The organism is Hassallia byssoidea VB512170 (genome assembly GCF_000817785.2).
Taxonomy (GTDB): domain Bacteria; phylum Cyanobacteriota; class Cyanobacteriia; order Cyanobacteriales; family Nostocaceae; genus Hassallia; species Hassallia carrinoi.
The window spans coordinates 66,098-75,435 of sequence record NZ_JTCM02000026.1 but is presented as its reverse complement, the minus strand read 5'-3'; the positions used below and the strand labels follow the sequence as shown (position 1 = coordinate 75,435).

The 9,338-nt window shown below is 39.9% G+C and carries 11 protein-coding genes, 1 pseudogene and 1 riboswitch; of the genes and pseudogenes, 5 read left to right on the top strand and 7 right to left on the bottom strand.

Annotated features, from left to right (window positions below; genetic code table 11):
- Positions 1 to 8: 8 nt before the first annotated feature.
- Entirely contained in the window at positions 9 to 335 is a 327-nt protein-coding gene (locus PI95_RS14110; RefSeq protein ID WP_163518884.1) for a hypothetical protein, read from the bottom strand.
- A 196-nt stretch (positions 336 to 531) separates the two neighbouring features.
- On the opposite strand from PI95_RS14110, the gene PI95_RS14105 reads away from it, so the two are divergent.
- Positions 532 to 828, top strand: coding sequence for a hypothetical protein (locus tag PI95_RS14105; protein ID WP_236117059.1), 297 nt, complete (start codon positions 532 to 534; stop codon positions 826 to 828).
- Here the strand turns inward: PI95_RS14105 and PI95_RS14100 are convergent.
- The 6 genes and pseudogenes from PI95_RS14100 to cobG all read right to left on the bottom strand — a co-directional run bounded on the left by PI95_RS14100 (position 778) and on the right by cobG (position 5,346).
- Positions 778 to 1,324, bottom strand: a pseudogene (locus PI95_RS14100) (Uma2 family endonuclease). The gene PI95_RS14105 and the pseudogene PI95_RS14100 overlap by 51 nt on opposite strands.
- A gap of 150 nt (positions 1,325 to 1,474) precedes the next feature.
- Positions 1,475 to 1,966, bottom strand: a complete 492-nt coding sequence (locus PI95_RS14095) for a PEP-CTERM sorting domain-containing protein (RefSeq protein ID WP_039747784.1) — start codon at positions 1,964 to 1,966, stop codon at positions 1,475 to 1,477.
- Positions 1,967 to 1,993: 27 nt separating this feature from the next.
- Complete coding sequence (locus tag PI95_RS36810; protein WP_268896772.1) at positions 1,994 to 2,119, bottom strand: hypothetical protein; 126 nt, start codon at positions 2,117 to 2,119, stop codon at positions 1,994 to 1,996.
- A gap of 426 nt (positions 2,120 to 2,545) precedes the next feature.
- The gene (locus PI95_RS14090; protein ID WP_039747783.1) at positions 2,546 to 3,244 is read right to left on the bottom strand and encodes a precorrin-2 C(20)-methyltransferase; all 699 of its coding nucleotides are present in this window, start codon (positions 3,242 to 3,244) and stop codon (positions 2,546 to 2,548) included.
- Positions 3,245 to 3,246: 2 nt separating this feature from the next.
- Positions 3,247 to 3,873 (bottom strand): precorrin-8X methylmutase, encoded by a 627-nt coding sequence (locus PI95_RS14085; RefSeq protein WP_039747781.1) that lies wholly within the window; start codon positions 3,871 to 3,873, stop codon positions 3,247 to 3,249.
- 3 nt (positions 3,874 to 3,876) lie between these two features.
- The gene (cobG, locus tag PI95_RS14080) at positions 3,877 to 5,346 is read right to left on the bottom strand and encodes a precorrin-3B synthase (protein WP_039747779.1); all 1,470 of its coding nucleotides are present in this window, start codon (positions 5,344 to 5,346) and stop codon (positions 3,877 to 3,879) included.
- A 57-nt stretch (positions 5,347 to 5,403) separates the two neighbouring features.
- Positions 5,404 to 5,488: riboswitch (adenosylcobalamin-variant (AdoCbl-variant) riboswitch) on the bottom strand.
- Positions 5,489 to 5,676: 188 nt separating this feature from the next.
- Between cobG and PI95_RS35220 the strand changes: the two genes are divergently transcribed.
- From PI95_RS35220 to PI95_RS14055, 4 genes are all read left to right on the top strand, one after another.
- Positions 5,677 to 6,690, top strand: coding sequence for a phosphotransferase (locus PI95_RS35220; protein WP_052325230.1), 1,014 nt, complete (start codon positions 5,677 to 5,679; stop codon positions 6,688 to 6,690).
- 449 nt (positions 6,691 to 7,139) lie between these two features.
- Positions 7,140 to 8,123, top strand: a complete 984-nt coding sequence (locus PI95_RS14065; protein WP_039747778.1) for a sodium-dependent bicarbonate transport family permease — start codon at positions 7,140 to 7,142, stop codon at positions 8,121 to 8,123.
- 4 nt (positions 8,124 to 8,127) lie between these two features.
- A complete protein-coding gene (locus tag PI95_RS14060) occupies positions 8,128 to 8,421 on the top strand; it encodes a P-II family nitrogen regulator (protein ID WP_039747776.1) in 294 nt (97 codons plus the stop codon).
- A gap of 134 nt (positions 8,422 to 8,555) precedes the next feature.
- Positions 8,556 to 9,230: a carbonic anhydrase gene (locus PI95_RS14055; RefSeq protein ID WP_039747773.1), complete on the top strand. Its 675-nt coding sequence runs from the start codon at positions 8,556 to 8,558 to the stop codon at positions 9,228 to 9,230.
- The last annotated feature ends 108 nt before the right edge of the window (positions 9,231 to 9,338 follow it).

The following is a 9,338-nucleotide window of genomic DNA, read 5'->3' as shown; positions in this document are numbered from 1 at the left end:
GAAAAGTCTCAGGGGCGTCCGGTAAGATTAGTGCGATCGCGCATTAGTGCCAAAGCTGCAAAGTTACTATTTAAAAAACTAGTCGAGGGTCTAGAGTAGAGTGAAAGATTACTCAAGCTTTTTTCCATCTCATCAATCTTAGTTTTAGAAGAGTCAATCACAGCTAGAGCGGCATTATAAGAATCAATCATAGTGCGTAACTGCTCAATTGATTCAGTCAGGTTTTGCAAATCGCAATTATCACCAAAATCCATACTTGAATCAATCGCTTTCAGTCCAGCGGCTCTGAATTCAGCTTTTTCCATAATACGGGATGTGCGTTTTTGACGTGGCATAAATATATTCCTTAGAGTGGGATTAAGAGCTATTTTGACCTAATAAAACTGTTTTCCGGTACAGTAAAATTAAGTATTTTTTGTATGATATTAAACCTGCTTACTTTAATTATCTGAGTAATTTCTCTAATTTAGCCTTTTGCACTTGATTTTATTGCCGATCAATCGCTTTAATGTTAGTGACAAAAATCGCGATTTGGATAATGAATATCGCGATGTTGATGATGAATATCGCGGTATTGATGATGAATATCGCGGTATTGATAATGAAAGTCGCGATTTGGATAATGAATATCGCGGTAGTGATAATGAAAGTCGCGATTTGGATAATGAATATCGCGGTATTGATAATGAAAGTCGCGACTTGGATAATGAATATCGCAATATTGCTTATCAATGTCTCGATGTTGATAAGCAGGTAGACAAAAATATACGCTTTGAACTAAACGCTGACAATCGAATCTATCGATACAGCTACATCTGGAAATGCTAATGGGTAAATTGTCCCTCCCAAGAGTGTAGATTTTGAAGTATATTCTCCATCTTGAGGTCGAAACACTATAAGCTGTCTTTTCTTCAAGTTAACTACCCAATATTCAGGAATGTTAACTTCCGCATAAACTTTATTTTTTATCTCTAAATCCTTGTCCAAGCTGGAATTTGAGTATTCTATCAGCCAAAAGATATTTTTCGGATAAGGGTGATGCTGTAAATATTCACGCCCCAAGCGTTGTACAATGGCAATATCTGGTTCCGGCTCAGAGTTGTTAGGTAGCGTAATTGGTTTACAAAGAACGAATCATAGCGCGTTCGCCTAACAATCGAGTCAGATATTCTCCGGCTTCACTGCTAAAATAAGCGTGGGGTTCTCGTTCTGGAGACATTTCAACAATTTCTCCCTTCAGTAGTTCCACACGTCGATGATCTAAAATGCCTGCGGCAATCATGCGATGATATTCTTCTATTGTCCATTTAGCTAGAGTTATCATAGCGATCGCTTTTCTCTCGATACTAAATCATATAACTAATATCAAGTTCGCTTAATCAATTTATATATTCGTAATTCGAGAAAGCCAGTCTTCTATTCTCTACCTTAAGGATAATACAAATCAAACTAACGAACCTGATATAATTTACTTCTACACTGTCGTTGCTCGGCGGTGTCGTTTAAGCACCAAACCAGCTTGAATCACACCTATCCCGACTAGCATCGGAACTGTTTTCGGTTCCGGAACTGTTTTGGGTACCAAAAACGAGCCACTTATTGTTGCCGGCGATATTATCGGTGCAGTTAGCCCAGTTGGGTCTGGATTGGATGTAATTGTCTGGAATAAATCTAAGATGCCAGTAGCACCTCTAAATCTGCCTTCACCACCAGTGATGCTTATTGTACCAGAACCGCTTTGAAGTGAAGCAGTACCTCTATTAGTTCCAAACAGTTTATCATTTCCCTGACCAAACAAAGTCAGAGTGCCAAATGGTACGTTTTGTAAACCAAACGTTGCTGGGTCGGAATTATATGTAGCTACACCAGTATTAGGGTCAACCTGACTGTAGTTCCTGATTATCAGGTTAGTTAAACCATATGGTGCATCAGGAGTTTCCCCTATGACAGTTGTATCTAAAACCAACGGTATGTTCGTTTCTTTAGTGGTAATTTATGCGTTATAGGTAGCTTGAAATGGATAAGTAGTTTGTGCGATCGCCTTTGTGACACTAGATCCAAAACCGACTAATGTCAGTGCTACACCGAACACCCATGCAGTATATAAACTCTTCATCATTTGCCCTCCGAGTTTAGTACTAAGTATTTAGTTTGACAACCATATAATGATAAATCTACAATAATCAACGGATATTAATTTAATAATTCATAAATTTTTACACGGTGTTTATAAGAAAAAGTAAAGGTGTGCTGATAATCTAGGTTGGGGATTTATTCTCTTTTCAGGTAAATGAACCACATTATTTTTATCTCACGCAAAGTCGAGGCAGTGCGTTGGACGGGTCTCCCGGCTTGAAGCAACTGCCGTCGCTAAGACGCAAAGGAAGAAACAAGAGTGTGGTCTAAAGAAGGTGAAAATTGCTGTAATTTGTCGTTATATCAAGTCCAGTTATAGAAACAGTGTTGGAAAATAGCAAACCTCTATCACAGCCTAAGACTTTATAAATTATCTCTCGTTTCTTTGAAGGCTTGAAGACAGCTTTGATTATGGTTGCCATTGACTTGGTATCATAATTAATGAAAAATATGGCACCGTCGTTGGATCAACTTCATTCAAGGGTACAATTCGCTGATTCTGCATCGTTGCTTTTTCAATAAATTTTGCTCGTTCTGCTAATCCCAATTGTTTCAGCACTTCGTAAACTTTTGTAAAGTGCTTACCCAGCTTAATGATGACAGCAGCATCAGCAACTGCTAACTTTGGCAATAGTTCTTCAGCCGGAAGTATCGCTGATAACACCATAAAAGCATCGTTGCGATAAGTCAGCGGTACGCCTAAAGCTGATGCACTCGCCATCACAGACGATACACCGGGAACGACTTCCGTAGGAAATCGTTCTGATAAGCGAGTATAAAGATACATAAATGTACCGTAAAAAAACGGGTCGCCTTCACATAGTACAACTACATCTTGTCCAGCGCTGAGATATTCGGCGAGTTTTTCCGCAGCACTGTCATAATAAGGTTGAGCAGACTCGTCAATTTTGAAGGGAAAGAGCATGGGTATCTCAATTTGACCTTCAGGTAGATATTCGGCGACAATTGAGCGAGCGAGGCTTTTACCAAACGATACCGGATAAGCGAGTACGGGAACGGTTCGCAAAAGTCGCAACGCTTTTAACGTCATCAATTCCGGATCGCCAGGACCGATGCCAATACCATAAAGATGACCAGATTTTACCATAATTATTGTTCCTCCTTGGCGATCGCATTCACGGCGGCTGCTGCCATTGCACTTCCACCGCGTCGTCCATGTATAGTAATAAAAGGCACGCCTCGGCTATCTTCTGCCAAAGCCGCTTTCGATTCTGCCGCACCGACAAACCCAACCGGAAAGCCGAGAATTAAAGCGGGTTTGGGTGCTTTTGCATCAAGCATTTCTAATAACCGAAAAAGTGCCGTTGGTGCATTACCTATAGCAATTACAGCACCATCCATGTGTGGTATCCACAGTTCCATAGCTGCTGCTGAACGTGTATTTTGGACTTGTTTTGCTAAAGCTGGCACTTCTGGATGGTGAAGCGTACAAATTACAGAATTTTCTCTTGGTAATCGCTTGCGGGTGATGCCTGATGCTACCATTTGCGAATCGCATAAAATCGGCTTTCCTGCTATCAAAGCTGCACGTCCTGCGGCTACGGCGTTGTCGGAAGCAGCTAAATCTGTGATAATATCAGTCATACCGCAAGTATGAATCAAACGCACCACCACAGATACTAAATCCGCAGATAAGCTGTTTAAATTAGCTTCTGAGCGAATAATCGCAAAAGAACGCCGATAAATTTCATCACCATCACGTATATAATCTATCATTGGCTATTGCCCTGACTCATCAAATAATTGCCGCAATTGAGGAATTGTGTATCTATTCGTAAATTCTCCAAAAGATTCATCAAGCTGAGTACGCTTAATCTGGTATACTTCCAACATCTGCAAAATCCGGTGAGGCATAACTGGAATACAGACGTTAGTATATAACTCGCGTCCAAATGCCTGCTCTTTATCTCCTACATAGATGTGATAGCCTTCGACGAATGTGTTATCTTTCTCTATCAAAGTACCCAATAAAGTGATGTCACTTTTGCCATGATAAGCGCAGGATTTCGGGCATCCGCTAAAGTGGATTTTTACAGGTACATCTAAGGTGATATGCTTTTTTAAATAATCTGCTAAAGCTAAGGCTTGTTTTTTTGTATCGGTAGCAGAAGATGTACACCCCGTTTTACCCGTGCAAGCTACCAAAGAACCTTGAATCTGATTTGCATTCCAATCTAAACCCAAGCGTTCAATTTCAGCTTTGACGTGGGGAATGCTTGAGTTAGGAATATCGGAAATTAATAAGTTTTGCCAAGGTGTTAATCTTAGCGTTCCGCTGCCATACGTCTGTGCTAAATCACCTAAAGAGTGTAATTGTTTGCTTAAAAGCTGTCCCAACGGTAAGATAATTCCAATATACGAAAGTCCTGCCTGTCGCTGGGGATGAACTCCCAGATGATGATATTTGGGATTTATACTTTTATCTAAAGTTGGTTTTAATCGCTTTAATAAAGAAAAAGGAAGATAACCTTGAGCTTGTTGTAAATACCATTCGACACCTTTATCTTGCAAAAGGTGTTTTAAACGAAGTTTGCTTTTCTTAGTTTGATCTACATTATCCAGATAAACTTGCGCGATCGCCACCACCACGCTTAAACATTCTTTCGGTTGAAGTAAGATGTTTGTCGCATCGCCTAGTATAAGCTGAAAGTAAATATTGTTTTCAACTGCGGCACAGTCTTCAGAAAGAGCGATCGCTTGAAATACAATATCATTAGGGCGATCGCACACTCGAACTGCCCCACCCCCATCAAACGCTACACTAAACTTGGGTGATAATCCTTTTAATTCTGGATGTCGGCAAATATATGCATCTAATTCCCTCACCCAAGGACGAGTATCAATCAACTCTAACGAGTCAATTCCCGCTGTTGGACTCGCCATAATGTTGCGGAGATGATCGACTTCTGTTAAAGTTGCTGCAAGTCCAACTTTTTGCAACGTTGTCAGAACTTCTGGGGTAACACCTTGAATTTTTCGGATTTGCAAATTTGCTCGATTGGTGACATTAACATATCCTTCACCAAAGCTTTCTGCAAATTCTGCTAAAACACGTCCTTGTTGACTATTAAGAATTCCCCCAGGAATCCGAATCCGAGAAAGAATTCCATCTCGTGCCGGGGTAGCGTAAAATAAACCTGGACATACGGGGAGAAAATCTGTGGTTGGTTCGACGGTTGGACATGACATGGCAGTAACTCCCCGTGCGACGCAGGGAATAGATAATACAAGTGCCTGTTAGACACCGCTTAAGTTAGCATTCTGACTCAAGTAAACCTTTTACAGCTGCGGCACAGTCCCGGAATTGCACCGGAGTTTCCTAACTTTAAGCTTATCTAGCATACCACGTTCCTCAGTTACTGCATCGCGGATGCCTAATCTTTCTTAAGATATGGATAAATCTAATTTAAACGCAGAGGAGCGCTTCCTTCATCGCAGAGGTACGCAGAGCTTTCTTCATTTTAATTCGTGATGAATTTGTGCTTGTACTAAGAACATCCCAATCTACTTTATTTACTCATGGGAAATTCTCAACACTCACAGTTATCTGAACAAGATGCGATCGCTCTTCTTAATGCGTGGTCATTTCTCGAAATCTTAAAAGTTCAACCAACGAACCAAGGTACAGTCAACACAACCTTTTTTGTAGAGACACAGACAGGAAAATACGTTTTAAAATTATACAACGATTCTATAACTACTGCACAAATTGAGTACGAACATTCACTGCTAGCATACTTGCGATCGCGCAATTTATCGTTTGTAGTTCCAACTCCCATACCAACTTCATTTGGAGAAACGCTGGTTATAGTTAAGCAGAATAACTCAATGCTGCGTGTTGTTCTGATTCTTTTTATTGTCGGTAACAGCAGCGATCGCCAAAATCTCGCTCATACTTATGCTATCAGTCAGACGCTTGGAGAACTACATCATGCTCTTGCTGGATTCGATTCCGAAGGAAAAATGGCTCAATTACCCGCATGGGGAGATTTGAATCATATTCATCCGTTAGTGACACCGCTTGAAGTTCCAAAGTTGCTTAAATTGACTTTACAGCAGCAACACCGCCTTGTAAAGACATTCACAGAAGTTATTGAAGCTGCACCATTACTATACAAAATCCTTCCAGTTCAAACAACTCATGCGGATTACTTGTCCCCTAACGTAATGCTTTTGGAGAATCGTGTAGTGGGAGTTTTAGACTTTGAGTTTGCTACTTTTGACTTGCGTTTAATGGATTACGTTGCAGCACTCGACCATTTTACCCGATTTTCTGGGGAAGCACCGAGCTTAGAATTTGTCAAAGCTTTCAGTACTGGATATGCGAAACACGTTTGCCTTTCCCAATTGGAGATAGAAGCGCTAACATTAGTTTGGCGTTTACAACAAGCAAGCTGCATTGTCTATTGGACAGGATGGCTGATTGAGGGGAAAGTAACGAATCATTGCGTAGTAGATGCGGTAGCGAGAATGCTGCTGTTGTCAGATTGGTTGGAAGAATCCCCACGCTTGTTAGCCTCAGGCAACAACTGACCCAAATACCCACCGACACCGACTGACGAATTATAAATTAATCCAGCAACATTATTAATCATTAGTTGGGTCAATTAAATTATTAGCAAACTGACTAGTATCAACCGCAGCCCTAAGACTCAATTCAAACTCTGGCGCGTCATGAGTTCCAATTATATCTGTGCTAGCAAACACAATAGGAGGCTTGGAAGGATTTTGGCTTGCTCGTGCAGCGTTGATTGCTATTGTTAATAAGTGATTATATTTTTGCCTAATTTTTCAGGCATTATAAACCGAACAACTTTACCACCGAGAGGCTTGAGGTTTGTGTCACAACATTGACACATCATTTTCATACTATCTTCACATAATTCAAATATATTGACTTGTCAGGTTAACTATTTGTTACAAAATGGTTAGCGATCGCTTGTGTTTTTCATTGTTCTTTGCAGACATCGGGGTTATCAGACATGAATTCGAGCCTGATATTGTCGAATATATTGAATCCGCCAGTGCTTTTTTTCTTTTTAGGAATGCTGGCAATTTTTATCAAATCCGATCTAGAAATTCCTCCTCCCTTGCCAAAGTTGTTTTCTCTTTATCTTTTACTTGCTATTGGCTTTAAGGGAGGATATGAACTTGAGGAAAGTGGAATTACTCCACAAATCGGGCTAACACTTTTAGCAGCTGTACTCATGGCTTCTGTCGTCCCTGTCTACTCCTTTTTTATCCTCAAAATCAAACTTAACGCATATAATGCAGCAGCTATTGCTGCAACTTATGGTTCAATTAGTGCCGTCACATTTATCACGGCTCAATCTTTTCTCAAACTTGTTAGCATCAACTCAGATGGTTACATGGTGGCTGCTTTAGCGTTGATGGAATCTCCGGCAATTGTCGTCGGAATTGTTTTAGTAAGAATTTTTGGTAAAAGCAAAGAAAGAGAATCAGAAAGTTCTGAATTTTCTTGGAGTGAAGTTCTTCGAGAAGCTTTCTGTAATGGTTCTGTATTTCTCTTAGTTGGTAGCGTAATTATCGGCATTCTCACAGGGCAAAAAGGATGGGAGAAGTTGCAACCATTTACCCAAGGAATCTTTTACGGTACATTATCATTCTTCTTATTAGATATGGGAATAGTAGCGGCAAGAAGAATTAAAGACTTGAGTAAAACAGGTTCTTTTTTGATTGCATTTTCTGTATTTATGCCTGTAGCAAATGCAATTATCGGGATAATCATCGCCAAAATCATCGGTATTTCTCAAGGAAATGCCCTTTTGTTTGCCGTTCTTTGTGCAAGTGCTTCTTATATAGCGGTTCCAGCAGCGATGAGAATGACAGTTCCGCAAGCTAATCCAAGTTTGTACGTTTCTATGGCTTTAGCGCTAACCTTTCCCTTCAACATTATTGTCGGGATTCCCTTGTATATGAATATCATCAAAATCATGGGAGTTTAAACAAGTGGAATTAGTCAAGAAAATAGAAATAATTACCAATTCCTTAGAACTTCCTCGAGTTCTGAAGATTCTCGAAAAAGCGGGTGTTTCTGGATATACTATCATTGAAAACGTTACAGGCACGGGCGACAGAGGTAGAGTCATCAATGATTTAGCAACACAAGCACTCACCAATGGCTATGTCATGAGTATTTGTACCGAAAAATCAGAGCATCAATTAGTGAAAGCGATCGAACCAGTATTGAAGAAATTTGGCGGTGTGTGTATTGTTTCTGATGCAAAGTGGATTGCTCATTAGATAAGCTTTGTACGTAGAACGCGGTTATTTTTCCGCGTTTCTCTTTCTTTAAAAGTTGATATTTTTTATCAGTAAAAATAATTCTATCTGATAAATGATTAGACTTAACACATATTTATTGAGGTAATTCAACCGTGCCACTAAAAAGAATAATTGCCGGACTGAACGATTTTCATGATAATTATTTCATCACGCACCGTGAAATGTTTGAGCATTTATCTCACGGTCAAAGTCCGGAAGTTTTATTTATCACTTGTTCCGACTCACGCATTGACCCGTGTTTAATCACTCAAAGCCAACCTGGTGAATTATTTGTTATCCGTAATATCGGTAATATCATACCAGCTTACGGAATCTCAAATAGTGCCGAAGCCGCTGGTATAGAATATGCCGTTCAAACTTTGAATATCAAAGACATTGTTATCTGCGGTCATTCTCACTGCGGAGCGATGAAAGGACTATTGCAAATAGGTAATCTTGCTCAACAGATGCCTTTAGTTTACGATTGGCTGAAGCATCATGGCGAAGCAACTCGGCGTCTGGTCTTAGATAACTATCAACATTGTTCCGGCGATAAACTTTTAAAGGTAACAATTGAGCAGAATGTCCTGACGCAGATAGAAAATCTAGAGACTTACCCAGTTATTCGCTCTAGACTTCATGGCGGTAAACTTACTCTCCACGCTTGGATTTATGAGATTGAGACTGGAGAAGTCTTTGCCTACGACGCTAACACAGGTAAATTTAAAATTATTGAAAATCGCCCTTTCCCTGTACCTAACCCTTTAATCGGTGTACACTTAGAATAGTCTATAATATTTAATGCATAATGGCTAATGAGCAATGGTTTGGATCAATTACTCATTAGCCATTATCAATTTTGAATTAATATAAATAACAACAGCTAAATATACAGA